Annotated in this window: 29 protein-coding genes and 1 tRNA gene; 7 read left to right on the forward strand and 23 right to left on the reverse strand. The window is 61.2% G+C overall.

Annotated elements, in window-relative coordinates:
- The first annotated feature begins 43 nt into the window (after positions 1-43).
- Both ACROHD_RS10465 and ACROHD_RS10470 read left to right on the forward strand, forming a co-directional pair.
- Positions 44-403 (forward strand): carboxymuconolactone decarboxylase family protein, encoded by a 360-nt coding sequence (locus ACROHD_RS10465; protein WP_432677707.1) that lies wholly within the window; start codon positions 44-46, stop codon positions 401-403.
- Between the two features lie 102 nt (positions 404-505).
- Complete coding sequence (locus ACROHD_RS10470; RefSeq protein WP_432677708.1) at positions 506-1,102, forward strand: DUF937 domain-containing protein; 597 nt, start codon at positions 506-508, stop codon at positions 1,100-1,102.
- Positions 1,103-1,227: 125 nt separating this feature from the next.
- Here the strand turns inward: ACROHD_RS10470 and ACROHD_RS10475 are convergent, their stop codons facing one another.
- The 4 genes from ACROHD_RS10475 to ACROHD_RS10490 form a co-directional block, all read right to left on the reverse strand.
- Positions 1,228-1,602, reverse strand: coding sequence for a hypothetical protein (locus ACROHD_RS10475; protein WP_432677710.1), 375 nt, complete (start codon positions 1,600-1,602; stop codon positions 1,228-1,230).
- Positions 1,603-1,899: 297 nt separating this feature from the next.
- Positions 1,900-4,407, reverse strand: coding sequence for a GcvT family protein (locus tag ACROHD_RS10480; protein ID WP_432677712.1), 2,508 nt, complete (start codon positions 4,405-4,407; stop codon positions 1,900-1,902).
- A 129-nt stretch (positions 4,408-4,536) separates the two neighbouring features.
- Positions 4,537-5,067, reverse strand: coding sequence for a hypothetical protein (locus ACROHD_RS10485; protein ID WP_432677713.1), 531 nt, complete (start codon positions 5,065-5,067; stop codon positions 4,537-4,539).
- 117 nt (positions 5,068-5,184) lie between these two features.
- Positions 5,185-6,171, reverse strand: coding sequence for a 2-hydroxyacid dehydrogenase (locus tag ACROHD_RS10490; RefSeq protein WP_432677715.1), 987 nt, complete (start codon positions 6,169-6,171; stop codon positions 5,185-5,187).
- Between the two features lie 149 nt (positions 6,172-6,320).
- On the opposite strand from ACROHD_RS10490, the gene ACROHD_RS10495 reads away from it, so the two are divergent.
- Complete coding sequence (locus ACROHD_RS10495) at positions 6,321-6,830, forward strand: SH3 domain-containing protein (protein ID WP_432677717.1); 510 nt, start codon at positions 6,321-6,323, stop codon at positions 6,828-6,830.
- Here the strand turns inward: ACROHD_RS10495 and ACROHD_RS10500 are convergent.
- A complete protein-coding gene (locus ACROHD_RS10500) occupies positions 6,827-8,047 on the reverse strand; it encodes an MFS transporter (protein WP_432677718.1) in 1,221 nt (406 codons plus the stop codon). The two genes, ACROHD_RS10495 and ACROHD_RS10500, sit on opposite strands and share 4 nt — an antisense overlap.
- A 73-nt stretch (positions 8,048-8,120) precedes the next feature.
- Here ACROHD_RS10500 and ACROHD_RS10505 point away from each other — a divergent pair, with 73 nt between their 5' ends.
- Positions 8,121-8,762 carry a 50S ribosomal protein L25/general stress protein Ctc gene (locus ACROHD_RS10505; RefSeq protein WP_432677719.1) on the forward strand — a complete coding sequence of 214 codons (642 nt, stop codon included), beginning with the start codon at positions 8,121-8,123 and terminating at the stop codon, positions 8,760-8,762.
- Between the two features lie 74 nt (positions 8,763-8,836).
- On the opposite strand, the gene ACROHD_RS10510 is transcribed toward ACROHD_RS10505, so the two are convergent.
- Positions 8,837-9,517, reverse strand: coding sequence for an FkbM family methyltransferase (locus ACROHD_RS10510; RefSeq protein ID WP_432677720.1), 681 nt, complete (start codon positions 9,515-9,517; stop codon positions 8,837-8,839).
- Between the two features lie 74 nt (positions 9,518-9,591).
- On the opposite strand from ACROHD_RS10510, the gene pth reads away from it, so the two are divergent.
- From pth to ACROHD_RS10525, 3 genes are all read left to right on the forward strand, one after another.
- Entirely contained in the window at positions 9,592-10,278 is a 687-nt protein-coding gene (pth, locus tag ACROHD_RS10515) for an aminoacyl-tRNA hydrolase (protein ID WP_432677721.1), read from the forward strand.
- Between the two features lie 81 nt (positions 10,279-10,359).
- Positions 10,360-11,625: a serine hydrolase domain-containing protein gene (locus tag ACROHD_RS10520; RefSeq protein WP_432677722.1), complete on the forward strand. Its 1,266-nt coding sequence runs from the start codon at positions 10,360-10,362 to the stop codon at positions 11,623-11,625.
- Between the two features lie 5 nt (positions 11,626-11,630).
- Positions 11,631-11,996 carry a DUF2237 family protein gene (locus ACROHD_RS10525; protein ID WP_432677772.1) on the forward strand — a complete coding sequence of 122 codons (366 nt, stop codon included), beginning with the start codon at positions 11,631-11,633 and terminating at the stop codon, positions 11,994-11,996.
- Position 11,997: 1 nt separating this feature from the next.
- Here ACROHD_RS10525 and ACROHD_RS10530 read toward each other — a convergent pair whose 3' ends face one another.
- From ACROHD_RS10530 to aroA, 17 genes are all read right to left on the reverse strand, one after another.
- On the reverse strand, positions 11,998-12,507 hold the full coding sequence (locus ACROHD_RS10530; RefSeq protein ID WP_432677723.1) for a helix-turn-helix transcriptional regulator: 510 nt from the start codon (positions 12,505-12,507) through the stop codon (positions 11,998-12,000).
- 29 nt (positions 12,508-12,536) lie between these two features.
- Complete coding sequence (locus ACROHD_RS10535) at positions 12,537-12,968, reverse strand: hypothetical protein (RefSeq protein WP_432677724.1); 432 nt, start codon at positions 12,966-12,968, stop codon at positions 12,537-12,539.
- A gap of 135 nt (positions 12,969-13,103) precedes the next feature.
- The gene (locus ACROHD_RS10540; protein ID WP_432677725.1) at positions 13,104-13,589 is read right to left on the reverse strand and encodes a hypothetical protein; all 486 of its coding nucleotides are present in this window, start codon (positions 13,587-13,589) and stop codon (positions 13,104-13,106) included.
- A 216-nt stretch (positions 13,590-13,805) separates the two neighbouring features.
- Positions 13,806-14,939, reverse strand: coding sequence for a slipin family protein (locus ACROHD_RS10545; protein ID WP_432677726.1), 1,134 nt, complete (start codon positions 14,937-14,939; stop codon positions 13,806-13,808).
- A 413-nt stretch (positions 14,940-15,352) separates the two neighbouring features.
- Positions 15,353-15,428: transfer RNA gene (locus tag ACROHD_RS10550), tRNA-Asn, on the reverse strand.
- A 297-nt stretch (positions 15,429-15,725) separates the two neighbouring features.
- Positions 15,726-16,958: a tryptophan synthase subunit beta gene (gene trpB, locus ACROHD_RS10555; RefSeq protein WP_432677727.1), complete on the reverse strand. Its 1,233-nt coding sequence runs from the start codon at positions 16,956-16,958 to the stop codon at positions 15,726-15,728.
- A 166-nt stretch (positions 16,959-17,124) separates the two neighbouring features.
- Positions 17,125-17,355, reverse strand: coding sequence for an N-(5'-phosphoribosyl)anthranilate isomerase (locus tag ACROHD_RS10560; protein WP_432677728.1), 231 nt, complete (start codon positions 17,353-17,355; stop codon positions 17,125-17,127).
- Positions 17,356-17,402: 47 nt separating this feature from the next.
- Positions 17,403-17,738 (reverse strand): hypothetical protein, encoded by a 336-nt coding sequence (locus ACROHD_RS10565; RefSeq protein ID WP_432677729.1) that lies wholly within the window; start codon positions 17,736-17,738, stop codon positions 17,403-17,405.
- Positions 17,738-18,379, reverse strand: a complete 642-nt coding sequence (locus tag ACROHD_RS10570) for a phosphoribosylanthranilate isomerase (RefSeq protein WP_432677731.1) — start codon at positions 18,377-18,379, stop codon at positions 17,738-17,740. The genes ACROHD_RS10565 and ACROHD_RS10570 overlap by 1 nt, the downstream gene beginning before the upstream one ends.
- Before the next feature lie 9 nt (positions 18,380-18,388).
- Entirely contained in the window at positions 18,389-18,733 is a 345-nt protein-coding gene (locus tag ACROHD_RS10575; RefSeq protein ID WP_432677732.1) for a LapA family protein, read from the reverse strand.
- Positions 18,734-18,736: 3 nt separating this feature from the next.
- Positions 18,737-19,027 (reverse strand): integration host factor subunit beta, encoded by a 291-nt coding sequence (gene ihfB / locus ACROHD_RS10580; protein WP_432677733.1) that lies wholly within the window; start codon positions 19,025-19,027, stop codon positions 18,737-18,739.
- Between the two features lie 254 nt (positions 19,028-19,281).
- The gene (rpsA, locus tag ACROHD_RS10585; protein ID WP_432677734.1) at positions 19,282-20,961 is read right to left on the reverse strand and encodes a 30S ribosomal protein S1; all 1,680 of its coding nucleotides are present in this window, start codon (positions 20,959-20,961) and stop codon (positions 19,282-19,284) included.
- Between the two features lie 214 nt (positions 20,962-21,175).
- Positions 21,176-22,174, reverse strand: a complete 999-nt coding sequence (locus ACROHD_RS10590) for an aldo/keto reductase (protein ID WP_432677735.1) — start codon at positions 22,172-22,174, stop codon at positions 21,176-21,178.
- On the reverse strand, positions 22,174-22,782 hold the full coding sequence (locus tag ACROHD_RS10595) for a (d)CMP kinase (protein WP_432677736.1): 609 nt from the start codon (positions 22,780-22,782) through the stop codon (positions 22,174-22,176). The genes ACROHD_RS10590 and ACROHD_RS10595 overlap by 1 nt, the downstream gene beginning before the upstream one ends.
- Before the next feature lie 42 nt (positions 22,783-22,824).
- A complete protein-coding gene (locus ACROHD_RS10600) occupies positions 22,825-23,229 on the reverse strand; it encodes a GFA family protein (RefSeq protein WP_432677737.1) in 405 nt (134 codons plus the stop codon).
- The gene (locus ACROHD_RS10605) at positions 23,226-23,630 is read right to left on the reverse strand and encodes a GFA family protein (protein WP_432677738.1); all 405 of its coding nucleotides are present in this window, start codon (positions 23,628-23,630) and stop codon (positions 23,226-23,228) included. Before ACROHD_RS10605 ends, ACROHD_RS10600 begins: the two co-directional genes overlap by 4 nt.
- 76 nt (positions 23,631-23,706) lie before the next feature.
- Positions 23,707-25,059 carry a 3-phosphoshikimate 1-carboxyvinyltransferase gene (gene aroA, locus ACROHD_RS10610; protein ID WP_432677740.1) on the reverse strand — a complete coding sequence of 451 codons (1,353 nt, stop codon included), beginning with the start codon at positions 25,057-25,059 and terminating at the stop codon, positions 23,707-23,709.
- Positions 25,060-25,127 lie beyond the last annotated feature (68 nt).

The following is a 25,127-nucleotide window of genomic DNA, read 5'->3' on the forward strand; positions in this document are numbered from 1 at the left end:
GCCGACCTGCTCTGACGGGTCGAACCCAAAGCAGGAGACCCAGATGAGCTGGATGGACAAACGCGATGAGATGCGCGGGCAGTTGCGCAAGCTGAACAAGGCGATACCCGAAGTCACCAAGGCTTTTGCGGGCGTCAGCGCGGCGGTGAAGACCGACGGCGCGCTTGATGTGAAAACCAAGGAACTGATCGCCGTGGCCATTGCCGTCGCCGACAGCTGCGAACCGTGCATGAATTTCCACATCGAGGTGCTGATCCGCGCCGGTGGCAGCCGCGAGGAATTGGCTGAAGCGCTCGGGATGGCTGTGCAAATGGGCGGCGGCCCGGCCCTGATGTACGCGGCCAAGGCGATGGATGCCTATGACGAGCTGCAGGCAGCCCTGTCTCCCACGGCGGCTGAGTAGCCCCGATCCGCCGGTCTTATGCCTGATCCTCGAATCGGCTTTCCCGGCCGGGGCTTCTGTGTTGACCTGTCCCGGTCACGGAATTTGAGAAGGGACATTACAATGTCGATCATGCGATTGCTGCAACAGGCGCAGGGCGGTCAGGGGCTGGGGCAACTGGCCTCTCAGCTTGGACTGGATGATGCGCAGGCCGAAAGTCTGACGTCGCTTCTGGCCCCGGCCATCGGATCGGCCGCGCGCCAGCGGGCGGAAAGCGGCGGGCTTGGCGACGTTCTTGCCCGGTTACGCGGTGAAGATCAGGCAGGGCTCTTCGACGATGCCGAGGCAGCGGCAAGTTCAGACGGTCAGGCGCAAGGGCGCGATTTCCTGTCTGCACTTCTGGGCGGGCAAGAGGCCGCTGACGGTTTGGCAGAAGAAGCCGCTGCGCGCTCTGGCGTGGACCGCGACCTTGTCAGCCAGTTCCTGCCAGCGCTGGCGGCGATGGCCCAGGGTGGACTGCAACGACAGATGCCAGACGACCAGATCGAAGCCGCCGAGCAAGAGGCACAAGGCGGCGGGCTGGCTGGAATGATCGGCGGTTTGCTTGGCGGCGGCGGTCAGCGCGGCGGCGGCGGGCTTGGTATGTTGAACGACCTGCTGGACGCCGATGGCGACGGGTCTGCCATGGACGATGTTCTGGGCCGTTTCCTAAGGCGCTAAGGGGTTTCGCTGCGCACTGCACCTGCGCAGCGACCCACAGGGCCCGTTCCGGGTCATTCAATATCCCATTGCGTCCGCACAGCACCCCAAGCGCAGACCCCGGCCCCTCGTCAGTTCAGAGCGGGTCAAGCCAGCACCAGGGCCAGGCATGACCCTGCGCAAAGCAGCGCCAGCGGCACACCGTGCAACCTTTCCAACCCTTTCGCACCGAATAGATTGGCCAATACGCTAAGCCCGAACAGGGCCACAAGAACCCAAAGGATTGGGCGCAACCAACCGCCGGGCAATAGCGGGGAAATCATCCCCCCAGACTGCGCGACTGTGATCAAGGCAAGCACCGCAACCAAGGCTGAAACAGCACTGGCCACCCGCAATTGCGTTGGCAGCGTTCGATGAACACCTCCCCAGGCCAACCGCCCGAGAGGCGCCCCCGCGGCAAGGACAACCTGAAACAACGTCAGCCAAGCGAAGGCCAAAACCCCGATCATCGCAGCTGTCATTTCCAGTCTTTCCTCCTGTCCCAATGATCAACTGATCCCTCGGCTGACCCTCTCACAATGCGGACATGTCCGCAGCCGGAAAATCCGTTTATGCCTCGATGCTCCGGCATCAGCGCCCAATCCGTGCCCAATCGTGTCGCAAGGTATCAAAAAAAGGCCCGCCAGATCGGCGGACCTTTTCAATTACTGCCCCAGCTCTGGACGGTTAACCATTTGCGCGCCCTTGAGGCCCGATCTGAACGGGGGGCACAGAGGGTGTTCGCCCGGTGTACGGGCGGCACCCCCGGATAACGCGGCTTAGCCGTCCTTGCGGATGGTCTCGTTTTTTGGATCGTAGGGGCTGTCGCAGGTCACGACCGCATCCCACAACTCGTCCAGCATCTTGACCCTCAACTTGGTGCCTTCCACCGCAAGCTCGGGCTTCACATAGCCCATGCCGATGGACTTCTCGAAAGCCACGGAATAGCCGCCCGAGGTCAGGCGACCCACGCGGGTTCCATCCTCTGCATAGAGCGCCTCGCGCCCCCAGGGGTCAGCGTCCGACGGACCGTCGATCAACAGCGTTACGCATTTGGAACGGATGCCTTTGGCCTCCATCTCGGCCTTGCCGTGGAAGTCTTTCGACAGGTCCACAAAGCGCGGCAGGTCGGCTTCCAGCGGGGTCGCGTCGCGGCCCAGTTCGGTGCCGAAGGCGCGGTAGGATTTTTCCTGCCGCAGCCAGTTCTGAGCGCGTGCACCGACAAGCTTCATGCCGTGCTTTGCGCCAGCTTTATCAAGCAGATCAAAGAGATAGTTCTGCATTTCGATCGGGTGATGCAATTCCCAGCCAAGCTCACCCGTGTAGGCCACGCGGATCGCGTTCACCGGGCACATACCCAGTTCGATCTGGCGGGCAGAGAGCCACGGGAAGCGCTTGTTCGAGAGGGCCGTCGCAGGATCAGCGTCCTTGATGACCTCGTTCAGCACATCGCGCGACTTCGGTCCGGCGATCGCAAATACGCCCCACTGGGTGGTCACGTCCTGGATCTCGATATAGCCGAATTCCTCCATCTTGTCCTCGGCCGCCTTGCGCAGGAAGTCGGCATCATACTCCGTCCAGGCCCCGGCAGAGACGAGGTAGTAGTTGTTCTCGCCATTGCGCACGATGGTGTATTCGGTGCGCGTGGTGCCCGCGCTGGTCAGCGCGTAGGTCAGGTTGATCCGGCCCACTTTCGGCAGCTTGTTGCAGGTGAACCAATCCAGGAACGCCGTCGCACCGGGGCCCTTGACCACGTGCTTGGTAAAGGCGGTCGCATCGATCAGACCGACGCCCTCGCGGATCGCCTTTGCCTCTTCCACCGCATATTGCCACCAGCCGCCACGGCGGAAGCTGCGGGCGTCATGGTCGAAGTTCTCGGGTGCGTCGAGCGGCCCGTAATAGTTGGGGCGTTCCCAGCCATTCACAAACCCGAACTGCGCGCCGCGCGCTTTCTGCCGGTCATAGGCGGGCGCAGTGCGCAGCGGGCGGCAGGCTTCACGCTCTTCATCCGGGTGGTGCAGAATGTAGACGTGTTCGTAGCATTCCTCGTTCTTGCGCGCGGCGAACTCGGTGGTCATCCAGTTCTGGCTGTAGCGCTTGGGGTCAAGGCTGGCCATGTCGATCTCGGCTTCGCCATCGACCATCATCTGGGCAAGGTAATAGCCGGTGCCGCCCGCTGCGGTGATCCCGAAGGAAAAGCCCTCGGCAAGCCACATGTTGCGCAGGCCCGGTGCGGGGCCGACCAGCGGGTTGCCATCGGGCGTGTAGCAAATCGGGCCGTTGAAATCGTCTTTCAGGCCGGATTCAGCGCAGGACGGAACCCGTTCCGCCATCGCCATGTACTGATCGGCAATCCGGTCGAGGTCGAGCGGGAAGAGGTCCGCGCGGAAGCTGTCCGGCACGCCATATTCAAAGCGCGCGGGCGCGCCGTGTTCGTAAATGCCCAGGATCCAGCCGCCGCGTTCTTCGCGGGCGTAGGATTCGTTGTCGGCATCGCGCACGACGGGATGTTCCGGATTGCCCGCTTCGCGCCATTTCACAAGCTCGGGGTCCTGGTCCATGACGATGAAGGTATGCTCCACCGGGATCGCTGGCATCTTGATACCCAGCATCTTGGCGGTGCGCTGCGCATGGTTGCCGGATGCGGTCACGACATGTTCGGCGGTGATCACCACCTGTTCATCGGAAGGAATAAGGTTGCCGCCCTTTTCCACCATCTTGGTGCAGGTCACTTCCCAGTGGGTGCCATTCCAATGGAAGGCATCGGCCTGCATCTTGCGCACAATCTCAACCCCGCGCTGGCGGGCACCCTTGGCCATCGCCTGGGTCACATCGGCGGGGTTAATGTAGCCGTCCTCGGTGTGGTAGATCGCGCCCTTCAGATCGGACGTCTCGATCAGCGGCCAGCGTTCCTTGATCTGATCCGGGGTCAGCCATTCGTATTTGACGCCGCAGGTTTCAGCGGTGGACGCGTAGAGCATGTATTCGTCCATACGCTCTTGCGTCTGTGCCATGCGCAGGTTGCCAACCACCGCAAAGCCCGCATTCAGACCGGTTTCTTCTTCCAGCGTCTTGTAGAAATCGACCGAATACTGGTGGATATGGGTGGTTGCGAAGCTCATGTTGAAGAGCGGCAGCAGGCCAGCGGCGTGCCAGGTGGAGCCGGAGGTCAGCTCGTCACGTTCCAGCAGCATCACATCGGACCAGCCTGCTTTGGCAAGATGATAGGCGATCGAGGTGCCAACGGCACCACCGCCGACGACAAGGGCTTTGACTTGGGTTTTCATTGGGCGCGACTCCGGGCCAGATTTTCTGCCGGTAATGTGCCGAATTGCGCGGATCAGTGCGAAGGGCAGCCGACCAGATAACGCGAGAATCCGACACCGGACCGGGTTTTTGACGACATGCCGCGCGGATCAGTCCCCGGCAAGGCCATTTCTGCGGGCCCGGATCACCGCGACGATCATGTAGACCGCCCCCGAAACGAGGCCGATCATGCCTGCCAAATAGCTGGTGTCATGCATCAGCCCGGCCCGCACGAAGCCCTGAACATCCTCCACCGCCGCAGGAATGTGAAAAAGGCGGTACTGCGACGGGTCTGTAGGAACCAGAAGGCTTGCAACGCCAAGCACCAGCGTGATCGTCACAACCACCAGCGCGGCCTTCACGAACGCGCCAAACATCTGCCGCGCTGTTGGCATGGCCAGCGACAGGGCAGCAATGGGAACCCCGATCACCAACCCCATCCACCAGCTCGCCCGCCACCCGACAATGGCCGCCCCGACCCGGTGGGGCAGCGCCTCGGCGATGTTGAACTGGTGGAACTTGAAGGCGTGAAAATAGTCGGGGCCGACCGTATAGCTGATCTGGTTGTGAACCATGCCGTAGGTGCCCGCCAACAGGCACGCAAGGACGAGGAGGAACGGCAGAGCAAAGAGCTTAGCCATGACCATTGCTTGCGCGTGAAAATCCTTCGGGAAGGATTTTCAAGGCAGCCCAAAATTCTTCAGGAAGAATTTTGCGACGGGAAGAAAATTCCGGAATTTTCTTCTGGTTGCACATGGTCACAGCATGCTCGGCACGACCAGATCGGGCGGCCGATGACCGTCATTGAAGGTCTTGATATTGATGATCACCTTCTCGCCCATCTCGACCCGGCCTTCCACGGTGGCCGAGCCCATATGGGGCAACAACACCACATTATCCAACTCGCGCAGGCGCGGGTTAACGTCCTTGCCGTGTTCGAACACATCAAGCCCGGCCCCGGCAATATCGCCAGAACGCAACATGCGGGTCAGGGCGTTTTCGTCGATGACCTCTCCGCGAGATGTATTCACGATCACCGCCGAAGGCTTCATCAGCTTCAGCCGCCGTGCGTTCATCAGGTGGAAGGTCGAGGGCGTGTGCGGGCAGTTGATCGACAAGATATCGACGCGCGCGATCATCTGGTCGAGGCTTTCCCAATAGGTCGCTTCCAGATCCGCCTCGATGTCTTCATGCAGGCGGCGACGGTTGTGGTAATGCACCTGCATCCCAAACACCGCAGCGCGACGGGCAACGGCCTGGCCGATCCGGCCCATACCGAGAATGCCCAATCGTTTGCCGCCGATACGCCCGCCCATGAACGCCGTAGGCGACCAGCCGTCCCATTTCCCGGCCTGCATCACGGCCAGTCCTTCGGGGATACGGCGGGTCACAGCCAGGATCAGGGCCAGCGTCATGTCTGCGGTATCTTCTGTCACAACACCTGGCGTGTTGGATACGAGAATGCCCCGCTGACGGGCAGTGTGCACGTCGATATGGTCAACCCCTGCGCCATAGTTCGCAATGAGCTTCAGTTTCTCACCCGCCTGTCCCAGCAAACCCGCATCAATGTGGTCGGTGACACAGGGCACCAGAATATCGGCACGGTTCATCGCCGCCACCAGGTCCGAGCGGGACATCGGGCGATCATCATCGCGCAATTCCACGTCGAACAGTTCCGACATCCGTGTTTCAACCGCTTCGGGCAACCGTCGCGTTACGACAACACTCAGCTTCTGACCTGGCATCCCGTCATTCCCTTTGTCTGGCGTTTCAGCCCTTGGCGTGACACTCTCTCATCCTAGGCAGGGGTGCAAGACGCAGGCACCCCTACAGCGACAAAAACACCGGAAAGACCGCATCAGAGCGGCACAGGTGCGGGCAGGCAGTGCAAGTGATGAAACGCAAAATATCGGGCGTGTTCCTGGCGGTGATTCTGGGCTTGGCAGCGACGGTCGCCTCTGCGCAAGAGGTCGACCAGCGTGGACCCGTCACGGGCTTTCCCCTGCCCCGCTATGTCTCGATCCAGGCCTCAGAGGCCTATGCCCGTCGCGGCCCGTCGCGCAGCCACAGGATAGACTGGGTATTTCAGCGCCGCAACATGCCGATGCAGGTGGTAGCGGAACATGAACACTGGCGCCGGGTCATCGACCGGGACGGGGCTGGTGGCTGGATGCATTACTCGCTGCTGTCGGGCATTCGCACCGCGATCGTGGAGGTCGACATGCTGGAGCTGCACCAGCGGCCTGATCCGGCCTCCCCCGTCACGGCACAGGCAGAGCTTGGCGTGATTGCCTTTCTCGATGAATGCAACGGCAGTTGGTGCCGCCTGAATGTGGGCGGTCATCGCGGATGGGTGCCGATGGAATCGCTGTGGGGTGTCGACCCCGGTGAGGTGTTCGACTAACCCGCGCGGCGCATCAGGGTCAGAAACCCGGGGATCATCAACAAAAGCAGGGCCACGAAACCGAACGAGACCCTGAGACCAAAGCCCTGTGCGATGAACCCCATGACCGGCGGCCCGATAAAGAAGCCGAAATAGCCGATGGTTGTAACCCGGCTGATGACATAGGCCCGCGCGTCATCACTGGCCAATCGGCCTGCCAGCGCCAGGAGCATCGGCGCGATGGTCGAGACGCCAAGACCCAGAATGGCAAATCCCGCATAGGCCACCAGCGGCGCCGGGGCGATGGCCACCAGCAGCGCCCCGCAGGCGGTGACAAGCGCGCTCCAGAACACGACGCGGGTTTCTGAAAGGCGGCCTACCACCAGCTGCCCGGTAAAGCGGCCGATTCCCATGGTCAGGCCAAGCATTGCCGGACCAAGCGCACCCTCTGCGGCGCCGCCGCCCAAAGTACGCTCCACATGCAGTGCCGACCATCCTTCGGTTGCGTTCTCGGCCAGGAACGCCACCAGAACGATCAGCCCCCCCCACATCACAACACCACCGAATCGCCCTCGGGCAGCTTTGGCGGTGCCGTGGCTTTCCGCTCCGTCGCTGGACATCATGAAGGCAGATGCAATCAGGGTGAGAACGCCAAGCACCGCGAAAACCGGTGCAGGTGGCAAACCTGCCTCTCGCGCAAGACCGGCAGAGATGGCGGATGCCGCGTAGGCAAAGGAAAACATCGCGTGGTTGAGGTTCATCAAAGAGGCCCCAAGCCGCGACTCGGTGCGGGACAGGCGGGTGTTCATCACCACATCCTGCAAGCCCGACCCGGCCCCGGCGAAGAACATCAACGCCGCAAAGACGGGCACCGAGGCCACCCACATTGGTGCCTGAAAGGCCAACGCCAGCAGGACCGAGGCCAGTGTCACCGCATAGCGCCCGAAGCGCGCGGCAAAAACAGGCGCACTCAGCATCGCCGTCACTGCCCCAGTGGCCGTTACCAGCATAGCCAGCCCGAACTCGCCATCGCTGGCGCCGATATACGCCTTTATCTGCGGCACATATGCGGCAAACGCCCCCCAATAGATGCCTTGCACGGCGAAGGCCGGCAGGTCATTACGAGACAGGGATATGGCGCGCAGGATCGACATAATCGGGCGCTTGTCACGGTCCGTGGCCCGACGCAAGTTCCAAAGCGCAGATTCATCGCGCTTGGCCCCTTTCCAAACCCTCAAGGGTCGTCTATAGGCACGGCTTCAACCGGGCGGACACCCTTGGAGGCCGCCCTTTATCATATGGAGAATAGCTATGGCTGGAGAGATTAAAGATCTCGTCGCCGAGGCACGGACGGGGACAGGCAAGGGGGCCGCTCGTCAAGCACGCCGCAACGGTATGGTGCCCGGAGTTGTCTATGGCGGTGGTGCAGACCCCGTTGCAATTCAGATCCCCTTCAATGTGCTTCTGAAGCACCTGAAAGCAGGCCGCTTCCTGGCGCAGCTTTTCAACCTGAAGGTTGAAGGCCAGGAAGATGTGCGCGTGATCTGCCGCGGCGTTCAGCGTGACGTCGTGAAAGACCTGCCCACCCATGTCGACCTGATGCGCCTGCGCCGCACGAGCCGCGTCAACCTGTTCATTCCGGTTGAGTTCGTTGGCGAAGAGGTTGCACCCGGCATCAAGAAAGGTGGCGTTGTCACCGTGGTCCGTCCGGAAGTTGAACTGCGCGTAACCGCAGGCGACATCCCGGAAAAGATCACCGTGGACCTGTCGACCCTCAACATCGGTGACGTCGTGACCATTTCCGACGTGACCCTGCCCGAGGGCGCACGCCCGACCATCGACCGCGACTTCGTGATCGCCAACATCGCCGCCCCCTCGGGTCTGGCACGTGGCGGCAGCGACGAAGACGAAGGTGAAGAGGGTGAAGCCGAAGAGGCAGCCGCAGAGGAATAATCCTCGCGGTCCACTGATCGGACATGAAATGGCGCGGCCTGTCCCCACCGGGATGGGCCGCGTTTTCTTTTGGCCTAGCCGTTGCGCCTGACCCGCCGAAACCCCAGGACACGCCCGCGTGAGGTGGCCGGGTCATAGGTCAGGCCTGAATCCGACATGCAATCCACGATCCGTTTGATCACCCTGTCGGAATATCGGGGTGGGTGCAGTTCCAGTACCAGAAAGCGCAACTCGGGGTTCCAAGGCTGATCGAACAGCCTCTCTTCCGCGCCTTCGATATCCATCATCACCAGTTCTGGCCGATGGTCATACAGCAAGCTTTCCAGGCCAAGGCTCGGAACCTCGACAATCTCATCTTCTGGTGCCCCGGATCGCGCAAGGCTGGCCCCCAGGATGGCGCGCGGCACCTGGAACGCGGCCTTGCCGCCGCCCTCGCCCTGCATCACTGCACCGTGCATCAGCCGGATGCCCCCTTGCCCGTTGCGGTCAAACGTATCGCGCAGCACCGGCAGCAAGGCCGGGTTTGCCTCGACACTTAGAACATTGTCAGCCCCAGCAACCCGCGCCGCCAGAACGCTGACCACCCCTAGCCCCGCGCCGAGGTCCAATACCCGCATCCCCGGCCCAACCCGGCACATCACGGCGGCGATCTCGTCTGCCTCATAGCTGCCATCCGCCAATCGGGTGGACAACGCCTTGGTCGCCAGCGCCTCCGGCAGATCAATCGACACGTCGTGAAGGGTGAAAACCGGCATATGCCCCCTGCTCGTTGATCCCTCGTCCAGTCATGCCTATAGGACTGAGCAGGCAATTTGAATGCGAGGATGCCATGAAACTCTGGGTTGGTCTTGGGAACCCCGGTGCGAAATACGCGGGCAACCGGCACAATATCGGCTTCATGGCGCTGGACCGGGTGGCCGAGGATCACGGCTTTGCGCCGTGGCGTAGCAAGTTTCAGGCCAGCCTGAGCGAAGGGAAGTTCGGATCGGAGAAGGTCCTGCTGCTGAAACCCGAAACCTTCATGAACCTGTCCGGGCAATCCGTGGGCGAGGCGATGCGGTTCTACAAGCTGGACTCGACTGATATCACCGTGTTTCACGACGAACTGGACCTCGCCCCCGGAAAGTGCCGGGTAAAGGCGGGTGGCGGTCATGCGGGTCACAACGGGCTGCGCTCGATCCATCAGCATATCGGTCCGCACTACGACCGGGTGCGGCTTGGCATTGGCCATCCTGGCCATAAGGACCGTGTGGCGCCCTATGTTCTGTCCGATTTTGCCAAGGCCGATCAGGACTGGCTTGACGATCTGCTGCGCGGGATTTCCGACGGCGCGCCAGAGCTTGCGCGCGGCGACACTGGTCGCTTCATGAACGCCGTCGCCCTGCGAACCGCCCCGCCCCGATCTTCGGGCAGCGACAAACCCAAGCCCGCCGCCAAGCCACCCGAAGCAGAGCCCGAGGCAGAGTCAGAAGACAACAGGTCCGCATTGCAGAAGCTGGTGGACCGCTTCCGTTGACCTGCTGCCTGACGTTGGGTCAGGATTGCCGCGTGCGGCACTGCCATGTTCTGCTTTCGCGCATCCAAAAGGGGGCACGCAATGCGTCGTCGTATCATAAAACTACTGGTTCGGATTCTTCTGATATTCCTTATCGTTACCGCCACAGCCGGCTGGTACATGCGCGAGGAAATTCAGCGGCTTTGGGCGGTTAACTCGCTCTTTGATGCAGAGCTTATCGTTCACAATTTCAGCCATATGGACGAGGCTTTCCTGAACGTTGAGGTGCCGCGCGGTTCGGGCCCCGCCAGCTCGCTGCCCGAGGGAGAGCCCGCAGAGCTGCCCGCCGACGTGACAGAATGGATCGAAGAGCGTGCGGTGACCTCGCTATTGGTGCTGCAAGGCGGCCAGATCCGGCACGAGAGCTATCATCTGGGCACCGCGCCGTCAGATCAGCGGATATCGTGGTCGGTCGCCAAAAGCTTTCTCTCCGCATTGATGGGCACGTTGGTCGATGACGGCACAATCCCGGAACTGGGCGCGCAAGTAACGGACTACGTCCCGATGCTGGCCGGGTCCGCATATGATGGCGCGACAATTCTGGACGTCCTGCAAATGTCGTCCGGCGTGACCTTCGACGAGGACTATCTGGACTACGATTCAGACATCAACCGAATGGGGCGCGAGATCGCCCTTGGCGGCACGCTGGATGGCTTTGCCGCAGCACTGACCGAAAACGACCGCCCTGCGGGTGAGCAGTGGCAATATGTGTCCATCGACACCCATGTGATCGGCATGGTGATCCGGGGGGCAACCGGCCGCGATATTCCTTCTCTGTTGTCAGAGCGTATCATCCAGCCGCTCGGCATGGACAGTACCCCTTATTATCTGACCGATGGTGAGGGCGTCGCCTTCGTACTTGGCGGGCTGAACATGACAACGCGCGACTATGCGCGGTTAGGGCTGCTCTTTCTGAACAATGGCGAATATGACGGCCAAAGGATCCTGTCACCGGACTGGGTTGCGGCCTCGACAACCGCATCGGCCAACACCGCACCCGGTGAGATCGGTTATGGGTACCAGTGGTGGATTCCCGTAGGGTCAGAACCTGGGCAGTTCATGGCGCGTGGTATCTACGGCCAGTATATCTATGTCGATCAACTCAATGACGTGGTCATTGCAACAACCGGCGCCGACCGGCAGTTCCGCGATGCCGGCATCAACGAAGAAAACGTGCGCATCTTTCGCCTGATTGCCGATAGCCTCGCTCCACCGGAACCGGAACCGGAACCAGAGCCCGAACCGGAACCCCTTTCAGAGCCGCAGCCGGAGTCAGAGCCGGACCAGCAACCGGAGGACGGCCAGTGACAAAAATGGACGCCTCCGTGAACGTGTTGGGCGGGGTTCTGCAACCCTGCTCGACCGCCCCTTTGACCGGGTTCTTCCGTGACGGTCACTGCAACACCTGTGCCGAAGATCAGGGTAGCCACACGGTTTGTGCCGAGATGACCGCCGAGTTCCTTGCCTATTCCAAATATGTCGGAAACGACCTGTCCACGCCGCGACCCGAATTCGGCTTTTCCGGGCTGAAGCCGGGCGACCAGTGGTGCCTGTGTGCCGGCCGCTTTCTACAGGCCTATCAGGAGGGCTGCGCACCAAGGGTTCGATTGCAGGCGACCCATGCCCGCGCCTTGGACATCGTGCCGTTGGAGGTTCTGAAAGAATTGGCGGCGTTCTGACCTATTCGGCGGCGATCCGCACCCGGTCATCCACATCCACAAGGTCCTCGATAAAGACGCTCAGCAATTGCGGGCGTCCGCTGACGCCGGCTTTGCGATAAATCGCGTTGGTCTGCGCCTTGACTGTACCTTCCGAGGTTTCGCGCAAGGCGGCGATCTCTTGGATCGACATGCCCTTAATCGCAAAAAGAGCCACATCACGTTCGGCAGGGGTCAGGCCCCAATCGTCAAAGCGTTCCTCCATCACCTCCATGAAGGCCCCGGATGCGGCTTTAAGTTTCTGTTCGGCCGCTGCAGTGCGACGCAGGGAATTGCGCAGGTAAACTCCGCCGATCACGGAGCCGAGGATCAAACCGATGGTCGCGCCGATCTCCATCAGCTCGCGGGTCTGCCAGCTGATTGGACGGGCGCGAACGTTGAAAATGGTCAAAACAATCTCGGACACGAAAAAGACCGAGCAGACCAGCTGCACCAGCAAGACTACCGCTAAGAGCAGTTTACCCTTGGTCACGCACCGGCCTTTCCGGTTGCTGACGGGGCTCAATCATCGTCATCGTCATCATCATCCCCCTCATCATCATCGCCCCCGCCCGGACCGCTGTTATCGTCGTCGTCATCATCGTCGTCGTCATCGTCATCATCGTCATCACCGGAGCCGCTGTTGTCGTCATCGCTGCCGCCCGAGCTTGAAGACGGCAGCACACCTCCGCCTTCGTGTCGGTCGTCTTCAAGCTCCCAGTAGTCACGCAGGATTTCACCCGTGTTCGGATTGAAGATGATTTCACGTTCGCGGCCGCGGCCTTCTGCTTCGATCCGCACACGCCCAAGCCAGGTACGTGTCACCTGAATATGGTCGTAGCCCTGGGCCTGAAGCTGCGCGATGATCTGGGCCTCGATATCCTGTGCCCAAAGTGCCCCGGGCCCCGCCGAAAGGCAGAGCGCGGTGGCCATCAAAAGGCGCATGGGTTTCATCAATGCCGTCTCCTTCGTTGAATGACTCTGCCCCGCCGGACAGTTGGGGGGATGGGCGGGGCAGAGCAAGGTCCGTCTATCGGCAATAGGAGAGCACACCAATCTCCTTAAAGGAACCTCTGCCGATCTCGGTCCTTAGTCGTCGTCGTCATCATCGTCGTCTTCATCGTCGTCATTGTCGTCATCATCATCGTCGTCGTCGTCATCGTCATGATCGTCGTCGTCATCGTCATCGTCATGATCGTCATCGTCGTCATGATCATCATCGTCGTCGTCATGATCGTCATCGTGGTCGTCGTCATCATCGGCAGGTCCGGTTTCAGTCGAGATGACATTTCCGTTGGCGTCATATGTGGTTTCGGTCTCAATCCCGCCGGAAACCACCTCTTCGCGGATCAGGTTGCCGTCGCGGTCGAAGGTCTGCTCAATCGACCCATCGGCACCGGTCGCTTCGATCCGGTAGCCGCCATTGCGGATGCGAACTTCAATATGCATGTAGCCGGCGCCCTGAAGTTCGGCGATGGCTTCATTCACCGCGTCATTAGATGTCTGAGCAGACAGTGTGGTGGTGGACAGCAGCACCGCCGTTACGGATGCGGTCAGAATGGATTTCGGGGTCATGGATCGTCTCCTGTTGATGTTGTCTCTAGGACGGATCGATAGGGGGCCCGCCGATCCGATGACCGGACAGAAAGCACTTTCGCGGATGACACTCTATTTGCCCGCCGTTTATCCCTGGGTCCATAAACCCCCGGTTCAGGCGCCTAAACCCAAGGTATAAACGGGCAGACCCGCCCGGATTCCTCCGGACGGGCCTTTGTTTTCAGGGGCTTTCGCTCAGTCGCGAAGCTTTACGAGGTCGGTCATAAGACCTTCGGTCCCGTTGTGGACCGTAAGCCGTTCAACCTTGGCCGCGATAGACTCCAACGCCTCAAGCTCTTTCAACCGCAACATGACGGGGTTATCCGCCATGACTTTGGCCGTGTTGAGCAAGGACCGCGTAGCGTTCGTTTCCTCACGCCGTCGAATCACGTTGGCCTCAGCCTCTTTTTGGGCGGCGACCACCCCGTTGAGGATGTCGCGCATCTCGCCGGGCAAGATCACATCCTTCAATGCGATCTCACCCACCTCGATCCCGATCCCCGCCATTTCGGCGCGGACCTTCTTGGCGGCCTCGGCGTCGACCATCCCCTTCTCGGCCAAGACCTGATCAAGGGTCATCGCCCCGAGCGTCTTGCGAAACGCAAGCTGCACGGCGCGGTGAAGCGCCTCGTCATGATCGCGCACGGCGGTCACGGCCTTCACCGCATCCACCACACGGAAGACGGCGGTCAAGTTCACCCGGATGGACACGCGGTCCTTGGTGAGGATCTCCTGACCCGTGACCTCTTTGGTCTGCCAGCGCATATCGACCTGTCGGACGGTATGCTTGCGCCCGAAAATCCAGAACCAATGCGTCCCGGGGTCGAGCACTTTCACAAGCTGACCGTCGGTGAAAAGAAGGGACACGCGCCCTTCCTCGACCGTGGTCACGCTAATCTGGCCATCCAACCGTGCCCGCTCAAGCCGGCGGGCAAGGGCCGGGTCGACCATCACCTCTGCCGCCATGTCGAACCGGTCGACAGTCCATGGGCCTGCATCGGTCCAGAAAAGCACGCGCTGTTCCGGCGCCACAAGATCGGTGACAATCCCCTCGCGGGTGATCACGGCCACCTCATCGGGTCCGGTTTGAACCTCGGTGAAATGGGCCTCGACCAAGTCGGGCCGGTCCCGACGCAAAGCTGCGGCGAGCGCGGACACGAACCGTGGGGAGGAGAGATCAAACCGTTCGGTCTGAACCTCCTGAATGTCTATCCAGTGCTCACCTGGGCCGAGGATCGTGTCGATCTTTCCCTTGGCAAGCACGAGGGTGCGGGTGTTGATCGGAACAAGCAAACGTCGCTGGTTCCTGAGGGCTTTCAAAATAGACATGTCAGGTCTCCTTTTCATGGTCGTGTCTATCGTCGTCGTCGCAAAGCGCGATCTCCTTTGAGGTTGATTGGGTTGCACGGGCTGAGAGCCGTGGCAGGCGTTGGCGACGGGCGGGATTGCCCTTCGCGGGAATGGGGTGGGTTCCAGCGTCGGCCCTGCCATGCCCCTGGGCGGAGAGAGGCGGAGCGGCAGGCCACCAGCGACGCGGGGGTCCGGCCTTGAGCGGCGGAACCTGGCGACAGCAGGCGGGTCTGCATCACGACTCTCCCGGCCCAAGGCCAGGACGAGTGGCATCCTTCCCCCCCGGGCAAGCCGGAGGATCCGGTCACCCCTCGCGAAGCGACCCCGGAACCCTATGTTTCAAACCACTCACGTGGCTGGTTGTGCGAAAACCAGTGCCCTCTGGGGCTTTTTGGAGCGAAAAGCAGGAGTTGAACCTGCGCCACTCGGATTAACGGTCCGATGCTCTACCAACTGAGCTACTTTCGCGTGACGTTTGGTTGTCACGTTTGGCACCTGCCCCGGTTTCAGGCCCTGGCATACGAGGTCGGCAGTGCCGCCCGCACCGGAGGGGTGATCACCCCCTGCCGTTAGGGCCAGCCCGTCGGCTGGTGAGGGCGGGTGATAAGGCAAGGGGGATGAGTCGCTCAATATGTGATTTCGTGTAACAATCACACCGTGACGGATGCGCAACATTATTGCGAGACTGCGCAACAAATGAAAAGGGCGCCCTATGCAGGACGCCCATTCGATACCGTCTGACCGGGGTCAGGCTTTCGCGATCTTTCAATCCGCTTCGGCCATGTCGAAACCCAAATGTTTCGCGACCGTGAAGATGTCTTTGTCGCCGCGCCCGCACATATTCATGCAGATGATGTGATCCTTCGGCAGATCCGGCGCGATCTTGATCACATGGGCCAGCGCGTGAGAGGGCTCCAGCGCCGGGATTATCCCCTCTTGCTCACAGCAAAGCTGGAACGCCGACAGCGCTTCCTTGTCGGTGATAGAGACATATTTGGCGCGTCCGATCTCGTGCAGCCAGCTGTGTTCCGGGCCGATGCCGGGGTAATCCAGACCAGCCGAAATCGAGTAGCCTTCGAGGATCTGCCCATCATCGTCCTGTAAGAGGTACGTCCGGTTGCCATGCAGCACGCCGGGGCGACCACCGGTCAGCGAGGCGCAATGCTCCATCTTGGCGTTCACACCTTTGCCGCCGGCCTCAACGCCGATGATGTTGACCGATTTGTCGTCGAGGAAGGGGAAGAACAGGCCCATGGCGTTCGATCCGCCACCGATAGCGGCGATAATCGTGTCGGGAAGGCGGCCCTCGCGTTCCAGCATCTGCGCCTTGGCTTCCTTGCCGATGATCTGCTGAAAGTCTCGGACCATGGCTGGGTATGGGTGCGGACCCGCCACGGTGCCGATGCAGTAGAACGTATCACGCACATTGGTCACCCAATCGCGCAGCGCGTCATTCATGGCGTCTTTCAGCGTGCCACGGCCGGAAGTGACGGGGACGACTTCGGCCCCGAGCAGGCGCATACGGAAGACATTGGGTTTCTGCCGCTCGACATCATGCGCGCCCATGTAGACCACGCATTTCAGGCCGAACTTGGCGCAGACCGTAGCGGTGGCCACCCCGTGCTGCCCTGCCCCGGTTTCGGCGATAATCCGGGTCTTGCCCATGCGGCGGGCAAGGATGATCTGGCCGAGAACATTGTTGATCTTGTGCGCGCCGGTGTGGTTCAGCTCGTCGCGCTTCATGTAGATCTTGGCACCGCCCAGATGCTCGGTCAGGCGATCGGCAAGATAAAGCGGGCTGGGACGACCGACATAGTGCGTCCACAGATCATTCATCTCTGCCCAAAAGCTGTCATCTGTCTTGGCGAATTCGTATTGCTTTTCCAATTCCAGGATCAGCGGCATCAACGTTTCCGACACGAAGCGCCCGCCGAAATCGCCGAAGCGACCGTTTTCATCGGGGCCCGTCATGAAGGAATTGATCAGGTCTTCGGCCATGTCGGTCATCCTTGCAGAGTCATCTGACCTGTCCTATTCGAGCGAACGCTTGGGGACAAGAGCAGCCGGTGTAAAGGCGTTTCGAAACGCCTTTGAAGACGCGGTTTCGAAACCGCGTTTGAAGCCGCTTCGAAGCGGCTTTTTCAAAGGGCCTTCGAAGGCCCTTTCACCGCACCCTTCGAATTGGGGCGCCATTGCAGAACACGACGAAATGGCGACCATTCTCCACTGCCTGGAGCCCTTTGCGCTCCAGCGCGCGGGCGAAGGCTTGCCGCCCCACCAGCCGTTCCACATCGCGGATCTGGCGTTTCACGACACCCCCGCGCTGCGCCTCTTTCGAGGAGAACATCTGATCGAGCCAAAGGTCTGGGGTCAGGTATTCAGGTAACTCAGCCATGCCGGGAAGCCTAGCCCCGCGCTGGTTAACACAGGGTAAACTACCCCCTAGCGGCAAAGCAGCCGGTCAAATGCCGCGAGGCAGCTGCGTGGCTCAAAAAACGGCGACTGTGTTACGACCGTCGCAAACAGGTAGCGATTCTCGTATTCGAATGAGATCACTCCCTCGATCAATCGCGCGCAGTTGGCGGGTGTCACCTGGCAGGCTGCAAGTGCGGTTTGTGCTGCGCCATTATCGGCCGAAATGATCGACCCATCAGCAATTTCAGCGGCGACCATTTCCCGATAAAGCGCGCGCACCTCATCGACCGATGGCCGCGTTGCGAATGCCGCGCCGGCCGCCGCAATCGCACCATAGATCAGCAGCTTGCCCAGAATTCCCATCAGCCCCTCGCCGCCGCTGAAAATTGCGCCATCAGCCCTGCATCCTTTACGCCCGGAGCGCTTTCCACTCCCGACGACACATCAACCTGCTTCGCGCCGGTCAACCGCACCGCCTCGGCCACGTTGTCCGGGGTCAGCCCGCCAGCCAACATCCAGGGTCGGGTCCAGTACTTGCGGTCAGCCAGCAAGCGCCAGTCAAACGCCAGCCCATTGCCGCCGGGCAAATCCGCGCCTCTTGGGGGCTTTGCGTCGATCAGAAGCTGGTCGGCTACGGGCGAATAGAGATCAATGGCCGCCAGATCCCCGGCATCAGCCACACCGATCGCCTTCATCACCGGCAGACCGTACCGCGCCTTTATCTCCGCCACGCGGTCCGGGCTTTCATGCCCGTGAAGCTGCAACATATCGAGAGGAACCCGCGCCGTGATGGTGTCGAGAGTCGCGTTGTCGGCATTCACACTCAGCAGCACCTTGGCCAGCCCTGGCGGCACTTCGACAGCGAGGGCTGCCATCGGCTCGATGTCCAGATGCCGGGGGGATTTGGCAAAATGCACGAAACCCACATACCGCGCGCCAGCATCATGCGCTGCGGCGATGTCCTCTGACCGGGTCAGCCCGCAGAATTTGACGGCAGTCGACATGGGATCGGTTCAGTCTTCCAGAAGCGCAAGCACTTCGTCCCGGCCCCGATTGGCTTCGCCGCGCAGGCTTTGAACCTCACGCGCCAGCTGATCGCGTTCCTTGCGCTGTGCCTTGGCCTCGGCCCGCTGCTTATGCTCGCGGAACCATTCCCAGACGAAGCCGATCAGCAAACCGGCCAGAATGCCCCCAAGGATCACCAGAAATAATGGCAGGGTGATCGCGTAGTTCCAGTTCACCCATTCCGCCAGATTGTGGGGTAGCACGGTCAGCGTCACCGGCTCGACATTGGCAAGCGAAACCAGCACCAGCGCAATGCCGATGACAGCCAAAAACAGGTATTTGATGTATTTCACCGTTCAGGAACCTTCCAAACCGTTCAACCTGTCGCGCAACAGCTTGCCGGCCTTGAAGAAAGGAACGTGTTTCTCTTCCACCTGGACACTTTCACCGGTGCGCGGATTTCGTCCAACCCTCGCATCCCTTTTCTTCACGGAAAACGCGCCGAAACCGCGCAGTTCCACGCGGTCGCCTTGCGACAATGCTCCGATGATCTCTTCGAAAATTGCACTGACGATCATCTCGACCTCACGCAGGGTGAGTGTCGGATTCTCGTCAGCCAGCTTTTGGATCAGTTCCGATCGTATCATCCAAACCCCCTGGCCGCGGTTTCCTGATGCTAGACTATAAGCATAAAGATGCCTTGGGGGAATTGAAAAGCCGTTGAAAATCCGGGGGAAATTGGCCGAACTGTGGGTCTACACGCAGCTTGTCGCCGATGTTTCGCGGTGATCTGCCGATCAGCGTCTGTCTGACGGCCCGTCCGTTGAAACTGATTCGGAGGGGTAAAAACGCAAAGGGCCCCGCGTTTCCGCGAGGCCCCAATGCTTGGCTGACGCCGGTATCAGTTGTCGCCGCCCTTGAGAGCTGCGCCAAGGATATCGCCGAGCGATGCGCCGGAATCGGAGGAACCGTACTGTTCCACGGCTTCTTTTTCTTCCGCGATTTCGCGGGCCTTGATCGACAGACCCAGACGGCGCGACCGGCCATCCACGTTCGTGACGCGAACGTCCAGCTTGTCGCCAACCTGGAAGCGCTCGGGGCGCTGTTCGGCACGGTCACGGGACAGATCGGAGCGGCGGATGAAGGATTTCATGCCTTCGTAATCCACTTCGATGCCGCCATCTTCGATCGCGGTCACTTCCACAGTGATGATCGAGCCACGCTTCACACCATCGACGGCATCGGCGAAGGGATCACCTTCAACGGCCTTGATGGACAGCGAGATGCGTTCCTTGTCGGTGTCGACTTCGGAAACAACTGCCTGAACGACGTCGCCCTTGCGGTAGTTGCCGATCACGTCTTCGCCACGGCCTTCCCAGGTCAGGTCGGAGAGGTGAACCATGCCGTCGATGTCGTTGTCGAGGCCAACGAACAGACCGAATTCGGTGATGTTCTTGACTTCGCCTTCGACAACGGTGCCGACCGGGTACTGCTCTTCGAACACTTCCCACGGGTTGCGCATGGTCTGCTTGAGACCGAGCGAAACACGGCGCTTGGCGGTGTCGATCTCCAGCACCATGACTTCGACTTCCTGAGAGGTCGAAACGATCTTGCCGGGGTGAACGTTCTTCTTGGTCCAGGACATTTCGGACACGTGAACCAGGCCTTCGACGCCGGGCTCCAGCTCTACGAACGCACCGTAATCGGTGATGTTGGTGACGCGGCCGGTGTGGGTCGAGTCCAGCGGGTACTTGCCTTCGACCAGGTTCCACGGATCTTCCTGCAGCTGCTTCATGCCCAGGCTGATACGGTGGGTGTCCTTGTTGACCTTGATGACCTGCACCTTGACGGTTTCGCCAATGGACAGAACCTCTTTGGGGTCGTTCACGCGGCGCCATGCCATGTCGGTGACGTGCAGCAGGCCGTCAACGCCACCCAGATCGACGAACGCGCCGTATTCGGTGATGTTCTTGACGACACCGTCAACCACGTCGCCTTCAGACAGCTTGCCGATGACCTCGGCGCGCTGTTCGGCGCGGGACTCTTCAAGGATCGCACGGCGCGACACAACGATGTTGCCACGGCGACGGTCCATTTTCAGGATCTGGAACGGCTGCTTGAGGTTCATCAGCGGGCCAGCGTCGCGCACGGGGCGCACGTCAACCTGCGAACCGGGCAGGAAGGCAACAGCGCCGCCGAGGTCGACAGTGAAGCCACCCTTGACGCGGCCGAAGATGGCGCCTTCGACGCGCTCTTCGTCTGCATATGCTTTTTCCAGACGATCCCAGGCGGCCTCGCGGCGGGCCATTTCGCGGCTGATGACAGCTTCGCCACGGGCGTTTTCGACCGTGCGCAGGAAGACCTCGACCTCATCGCCGACAGCGATTTCAGGGGCTTCACCGGGATTTGCGAATTCTTTCAGATCAACGCGGCCTTCCATTTTGTAGCCGACGTCGATGATGGCCTGGCCCGCTTCAATCGCGATCACCTTGCCTTTAACAACAGCCCCTTCTTCGGGCGTGTCGATTTCGAAGCTTTCGTTAAGGAGGGCTTCGAATTCCTCCATGGTTGCGTTAGCCATGTGGCGTCATTTTCCTTTAGTGGTGTTACTGGCCGTGCGGTTGTCTCCGCCGGTCTTTGGGTTGGTCTTTACGGTCATTTCTCAAACGAATGAGGGCCGGGGAATGACCCGACCCTGCCCGTATGAGACGTTGACCGCCTGCTTGACGGGCGCTCTATAGCCACTGGCGGGGGAAAGAGCAAGCCTGCAACGCCTGCAAATCAAGGCTTGGAGTTCAGCAGAAGCGCTCGGGCCCGACCCACTGCTCCTCTGAATAGCGGTCGCCATGCGCCCACCCGGCGGGCAGAACGGCTTCAATCGCCGCAAGATCACTTTCTGACAGGGTCATGTTGGCCCCCTCGATATGCTGGCGGAAATGATCCAGCGACCTTGTGCCGGGAATGGGCAGCACGTGATCCCCCTGCGCCAGCGTCCAGGCGACGGCCAACGCGGCGGCACTGGTGCCCATCTCGGCGGCCAGTGCGCGGAACGCATCGGTTGCGGAGATATTGGCAGGGTAGGTTTCCGCGCTGAAGCGCGGGTTAGAAGCGAGGAAGGGCAGGTCCTGCACCACTTCCCAGCTAAGCGGCCTGTCCGTGAGGAAAGAGCGCCCCACGGGCGAGAAGGCCACGAATGTCGCCCCGATCCGCGCGCAGCCCTGGATGAGCCCCAGTTCCGGCGACCGGGTGGACAGAGAATATTCCGACTGAACCGCCGCAATCGGGTGCACCGCATGGGCGCGGGCCAGCGTTGTCGGCGAGATTTCGGACAGGCCAATGGATTTGGTTTTGCCTTTTTTGACCAGTGATGCCAGCGCCTCAGCGCTTTCCTCGATAGGGAGGGATTTATCCCGGCGATGCGCGTAGAAGAGGTCCACCGCCTCAACCCCGAGCCGCTTCAGGCTGGCATCCAGTTCTGCCTCCAGATGCTCCAGATCGTTTCGGAAGATGCGGTTGCCATCCCCGTCCCGCGTTATCGCGGCCTTGGTGGCGATGGTGAAATGGTCGCGCGCCTCTGGCCGCGCACGCAGGTAGTCACCGATCACCCGCTCCGACCGCCCCATGCCATAGACATTGGCGGTATCCAGATGTGTCACCCCGGCGGCCATCGCCTCATCAAGAATGGCGAAAGAGTTTTCGTCCGTTGTGGCCCCGTAGAAATCGGAAAATGACATCGCTCCGTAGCCGAGGCAGGAGACTATGGGGCCGGATTGGCCAAGCTTCATCCGTCGCATCAAGGCATCCTTTGGGAAATGGCTGTTATCGCTGCTACGAATGCTTGCTCAATCGTCATGTCCGACGTGTCGATCATCACGGCATCCTCCGCAGGTTTCAGCGGGGCGGTGGCCCGGGCGCTGTCGCGCGCATCGCGTTCGCGCAGTTCCGCCAACACCTCGTCAAAGCCGATCTCACGACCGTTCGCCACCAGTTCCTTGTGCCGCCTGGCCGCGCGGGTTTCGTCGGATGCTGTGACGTAAAGCTTCGCTTCCGCATCGGGGCAAATCACCGTGCCAATGTCGCGCCCATCCAGAACGGCGCCACCCATGCGCCGGGAAAAGGCGCGCTGAAAGTCGAGCAGCGCCGCGCGCACCTCTGGGATCACCGCAACCTTGCTGGCCGCCTGAGCCGCCTCAGCCCCGCGCAGGTCGGGATGATCGAGGTCTTCGGCGCGCAAGGCCTCAGCCGCTGTGACCGGATCTTCTCCATCCAGCATCCGCTGGCCCACGGCGCGATACAGCAGCCCCGTATCCAGATAGGCAAAGCCAAAATGATCCGCCACTGCCCGCGCGATGGTGCCCTTGCCCGCCGCTGCGGGCCCGTCGATTGCAACTGTAAAAGCCATGGGCACAGGGCTAGCCCCGCCCGCGCCTCGGTGCAAGCCCGATCAGTCCACGACCATGGTCGTCAACACCGGGTCATAGCCCTCGGCCTGCGGCACACCCTCGGGGATATCGTAGTAATCGCCCTTGTCAGCGCAGAAGATATGGCCAGCGATCGTCAATCCGGATGCCCCATCGAGACTGCCCGCGAAGATTGAAAGATTCTCTCCCGTTCCGTCCCAGAACAGGTTTGACCCGCAAATACCACAGAACCCACGCCGGGCTGTGTCCGAGGATTGGAACCACGTCACCGCGCCCTCGACCGTGATGTGGTCGCGATGCGTAGATGTTGCGGCAACGTGGTGGCCCGAAGTCTTGCGGCACTGGCTGCAATGGCAGGCGATCACGGGTCTGAGCGGCCCGGTGATTGTGAAGCGGACAGCGCCGCAAAGACAGGATCCATTGGTCATGCGTCGATCTCCTCTCCGGTTTCCCAGCCCACGTAGCAAGGCGCGCCATCCTCGCAGCGGTAATAGTCGCCCTTGTCGGCGTAGAAAATATGCCGCTTCAGACTAAGCCCGGTTGGTGCATCCATCGACCCCGCCGAAACAAAGACGATACCGTCGTACTGCTCCCAGAACAGATAGCTGCCACAGGTGCTGCAAAAGCCCCGCCGTGCCTTGCCGGGAGTGGAGTCATACCAGCGGGGCGAGCCTTCGATGGTGATTGCGTTCCAGGCGACGGGCGCGGCTGCGCTGAAATGGCCGGTCACTTTGCGGCACTGGTTGCAATGGCATCCAGAAACACCCTCGGGGATCTCCCCCCGAATCTGATAGCTGATCTCTCCACACAGGCAGCTTCCCGTGATCATCGTGCCATCCTTTGTCGTGACCTCGGGCCAAAGACAGCACGGGCAGATCAACGATGTCACGCTGGAAAGCGACCTGTTAAAGGCCAGTCCGCTCCAGCGAGGCCCCGAGCGACGCCATCAGTGGCTCAAAAATCGGGAAGCTGGTGACGATCGGGCTGGCATCATCAACCCGCACCGGGTTTTGCGTGGACATACCGAGGCAGAGGAAGGACATGGCAATGCGGTGGTCGAGATGGCTTTCGGTCAGGCCGCCCCCGGGTACGTTCCCCGCTCCCTTGCCGGTGACGATCCACCAATCGGGACCATCTTCGACCTCCACACCATTTGCACGCAGCCCAGTGGCCATCGCGTCGATCCGGTCGCTTTCCTTCACCCGCAATTCCTTGACGCCACGCATGACGGTCTGGCCGGTCGCATTGGCCGCGACGACCGAGAGAATCGGGTATTCGTCGATCATTGATGCGGCGCGGGCAGGCGGAACCTCTATACCCTGCATATTCGGGGAATATTTCGCACGCAGATCGGCGACCGGCTCTCCCCCCTCTTCGCGCTTATTCTCGAAGGTTAGGTCCGCGCCCATCTCCTGTAGAGTGTAGAACAGACCTGCACGGGTGGGGTTGAGTCCGATATTTGGGACCAGGACGTCAGATCCCGGCACGATAAGCGCCGCACAGACCGGGAAGGCCGCCGAGGACGGATCGCGTGGGACGGTGATGGTCTGCGGCTTCAGCTCCGGCTGGCCAGTCAGGGTGATGACCCGGCCTTCGCTTGTGTCTTCCACCGAGATCTCAGCGCCAAAACCCGCAAGCATCCGCTCGGTATGGTCGCGGGTCGCTTCTTTCTCGATCACCACGGTCTGTCCGGGGGCATTGAGCCCTGCCAGCAGCACCGCGGATTTCACCTGTGCGCTCGGCACTGGCACCGTGTAGCGCACCGGAACCGGCTCTGCCGCGCCCACAAGCGTCATCGGCAGCCGCCCGCCCTCGCGGCCCACAGACTGACACCCGAACAGCGCCAGCGGGTCCGTGACCCGCGCCATGGGGCGCTTGTTGAGGCTTGCATCGCCAGTGAAGGTCACAGTGATTGGACAGGTTGCCATCGACCCCATGATCAACCGCACGCCGGTTCCGGAATTGCCGCAGTCGATTACGTTGTCAGGTTCTGCAAAGCCTCCGACACCCACCCCGTGCACGCGCCATTCGCCATCGCCCAGGCGTTCGACATCCGCACCGAAGGCCTCCATCGCCTTGGCTGTGTCGAGCACGTCTTGCCCCTCTAGCAGGCCAGTGATGCGAGTTTCGCCCACGGCCATGGCACCAAGGATCAGGCCGCGGTGTGAGATCGACTTGTCGCCGGGCACATCGGCGGTGCCTGTCAGCGGCCCCGAAGGGTGCGAGGTCATGGGAACGGGGCTGCCGTGGCCGGACATGGGCGCGTCTCCTGCAAAGGGTTCGGGCCGGGTGATAGCGCCTGACAGGTGGGGCGTCCACTCCCCTC

The organism is Nioella aestuarii, assembly GCF_050896395.1.
Lineage (GTDB): Bacteria > Pseudomonadota > Alphaproteobacteria > Rhodobacterales > Rhodobacteraceae > Nioella > Nioella aestuarii.

What these genes read in the sequence shown, in the direction of transcription:
- aroA (WP_432677740.1), bottom strand. Translation starts at nt 25,059, where the DNA reads ATGTCCGGCCACGGCAGCCCCGTTCCCATGACCTCGCACCCTTCGGGG.
- ACROHD_RS10605 (WP_432677738.1), bottom strand. Translation starts at nt 23,630, where the DNA reads ATGATCACGGGAAGCTGCCTGTGTGGAGAGATCAGCTATCAGATTCGG.
- pth (WP_432677721.1), top strand. Translation starts at nt 9,592, where the DNA reads ATGAAACTCTGGGTTGGTCTTGGGAACCCCGGTGCGAAATACGCGGGC.
- ACROHD_RS10465 (WP_432677707.1), top strand. Translation starts at nt 44, where the DNA reads ATGAGCTGGATGGACAAACGCGATGAGATGCGCGGGCAGTTGCGCAAG.
- ACROHD_RS10510 (WP_432677720.1), bottom strand. Translation starts at nt 9,517, where the DNA reads ATGCCGGTTTTCACCCTTCACGACGTGTCGATTGATCTGCCGGAGGCG.
- ACROHD_RS10525 (WP_432677772.1), top strand. Translation starts at nt 11,631, where the DNA reads ATGGACGCCTCCGTGAACGTGTTGGGCGGGGTTCTGCAACCCTGCTCG.
- ACROHD_RS10475 (WP_432677710.1), bottom strand. Translation starts at nt 1,602, where the DNA reads ATGACAGCTGCGATGATCGGGGTTTTGGCCTTCGCTTGGCTGACGTTG.
- ACROHD_RS10535 (WP_432677724.1), bottom strand. Translation starts at nt 12,968, where the DNA reads ATGAAACCCATGCGCCTTTTGATGGCCACCGCGCTCTGCCTTTCGGCG.
- ACROHD_RS10570 (WP_432677731.1), bottom strand. Translation starts at nt 18,379, where the DNA reads ATGTCGACTGCCGTCAAATTCTGCGGGCTGACCCGGTCAGAGGACATC.
- ACROHD_RS10540 (WP_432677725.1), bottom strand. Translation starts at nt 13,589, where the DNA reads ATGACCCCGAAATCCATTCTGACCGCATCCGTAACGGCGGTGCTGCTG.
- ACROHD_RS10485 (WP_432677713.1), bottom strand. Translation starts at nt 5,067, where the DNA reads ATGGCTAAGCTCTTTGCTCTGCCGTTCCTCCTCGTCCTTGCGTGCCTG.
- ihfB (WP_432677733.1), bottom strand. Translation starts at nt 19,027, where the DNA reads ATGATACGATCGGAACTGATCCAAAAGCTGGCTGACGAGAATCCGACA.
- trpB (WP_432677727.1), bottom strand. Translation starts at nt 16,958, where the DNA reads ATGGCCGAAGACCTGATCAATTCCTTCATGACGGGCCCCGATGAAAAC.
- rpsA (WP_432677734.1), bottom strand. Translation starts at nt 20,961, where the DNA reads ATGGCTAACGCAACCATGGAGGAATTCGAAGCCCTCCTTAACGAAAGC.
- ACROHD_RS10590 (WP_432677735.1), bottom strand. Translation starts at nt 22,174, where the DNA reads ATGCGACGGATGAAGCTTGGCCAATCCGGCCCCATAGTCTCCTGCCTC.
- ACROHD_RS10595 (WP_432677736.1), bottom strand. Translation starts at nt 22,782, where the DNA reads ATGGCTTTTACAGTTGCAATCGACGGGCCCGCAGCGGCGGGCAAGGGC.
- ACROHD_RS10490 (WP_432677715.1), bottom strand. Translation starts at nt 6,171, where the DNA reads ATGCCAGGTCAGAAGCTGAGTGTTGTCGTAACGCGACGGTTGCCCGAA.
- ACROHD_RS10520 (WP_432677722.1), top strand. Translation starts at nt 10,360, where the DNA reads ATGCGTCGTCGTATCATAAAACTACTGGTTCGGATTCTTCTGATATTC.
- ACROHD_RS10545 (WP_432677726.1), bottom strand. Translation starts at nt 14,939, where the DNA reads ATGTCTATTTTGAAAGCCCTCAGGAACCAGCGACGTTTGCTTGTTCCG.
- ACROHD_RS10505 (WP_432677719.1), top strand. Translation starts at nt 8,121, where the DNA reads ATGGCTGGAGAGATTAAAGATCTCGTCGCCGAGGCACGGACGGGGACA.
- ACROHD_RS10495 (WP_432677717.1), top strand. Translation starts at nt 6,321, where the DNA reads ATGAAACGCAAAATATCGGGCGTGTTCCTGGCGGTGATTCTGGGCTTG.
- ACROHD_RS10470 (WP_432677708.1), top strand. Translation starts at nt 506, where the DNA reads ATGTCGATCATGCGATTGCTGCAACAGGCGCAGGGCGGTCAGGGGCTG.
- ACROHD_RS10600 (WP_432677737.1), bottom strand. Translation starts at nt 23,229, where the DNA reads ATGACCAATGGATCCTGTCTTTGCGGCGCTGTCCGCTTCACAATCACC.
- ACROHD_RS10565 (WP_432677729.1), bottom strand. Translation starts at nt 17,738, where the DNA reads ATGGGAATTCTGGGCAAGCTGCTGATCTATGGTGCGATTGCGGCGGCC.
- ACROHD_RS10480 (WP_432677712.1), bottom strand. Translation starts at nt 4,407, where the DNA reads ATGAAAACCCAAGTCAAAGCCCTTGTCGTCGGCGGTGGTGCCGTTGGC.
- ACROHD_RS10560 (WP_432677728.1), bottom strand. Translation starts at nt 17,355, where the DNA reads ATGGCTGAGTTACCTGAATACCTGACCCCAGACCTTTGGCTCGATCAG.